Origin of the sequence: Serratia sp. BIGb0163, from assembly GCF_024809935.1 — a bacterium.
GTDB classification, from domain to species: Bacteria; Pseudomonadota; Gammaproteobacteria; order Enterobacterales; family Enterobacteriaceae; genus Serratia; species Serratia quinivorans.
Genome location: NZ_JANUDZ010000030.1, coordinates 1 through 1,012, shown reverse-complemented (window position 1 = coordinate 1,012; position 1,012 = coordinate 1). Strand labels below are relative to the sequence as shown.

The window sequence follows — 1,012 nt, the reverse complement described above, 5'->3', positions numbered from 1 at the left end:
GGGATGCTAACCCAATGAGAGCGCCAGCCCATATTGTCCACCGCTTGCGGTATATCGACACCCGTGCGTGTACCTGCGGGGCTGCGCGTTTGCGCTTCCACATTGGTACTCGCGCGAGCTGCTCATAAAGCCGCCGCACCTTCTCGCGATGGTTGGCCTTCGCCCGTGGCGCGATATCCGTCACGCCATCAGACGTCAGCCAGGCACCCATCCAGTCAAACCCTTTTTCGGTTCGTCCGATTTGGGTCTTGTCCGGGTGTGCCTCAAACCCATACTCACCAAACCACTGCATCAGCCGTTTGGTGTGTTTACGCAGTTGCCAGCGTGTCTTGGCCAGGATGATGACGTCATCCATGTACCTGGCGTAGTGAATATTGGGCTGCTGGCTGAAGTGTTCATCCATGTCATAGAGATGCAGCGCCCCCATCAGCGGGCTGAGCGGGCAGCCGCGGCTGATGCCTTGCTCCGGCGTGTGGAACGTGCCGCCGTCTTCCACGGTGTAATGGATGTACTGGTGCACCAGGCCCCGCAGTGCCGGGCTGGTGACGTGCTGGTTTACCTGATTTATCAGGGTTTGTTTATTGATGTTTCGGTAATAGCCCCGAATATCGGTGCGGCACACCCATGTGTAGCCTCGGGCGTTGCTGTCGTCAGTTTTTTTTTCGTGTGCGTCGGTGTTGTCAGTCAGCAGATGATGCAGTGTCTCAATGGATTGCTTGCCGCCACCGTGGCCTGTGACGTGCTCGCAGGACGGGTGCAGCGGCAGTTGATGCTGCAGGCACAGGGCAACCCATTTCAGGACCAGCGCATCCTGTGCGCCCCAGACCGCTTTACGGCTTTCGTTTTGGCCCTGCAGTTGCAGCGGGGTCAGGCGGTAGTCACCGCGCAGGAGACGGTCAGTGAGCGCGGTGAGCCAGCCTTCACCGGTGTTCAGGTGCGCCCAGCGGATGTGCCAGACGTCGGCATTGTCCGGGGCCGCCGTGCGCTGTTCGCACAGCCACTGCCAGGCCTG

Annotated in this window: 1 protein-coding gene; it reads right to left on the bottom strand. The window is 60.1% G+C overall.

Translation table 11 applies throughout. From position 1 onward, the window contains the following. A partial coding sequence (locus M2406_RS26460; RefSeq protein WP_259191952.1) for a reverse transcriptase domain-containing protein occupies positions 1-1,012 on the bottom strand: 1,012 nt, incomplete at both ends.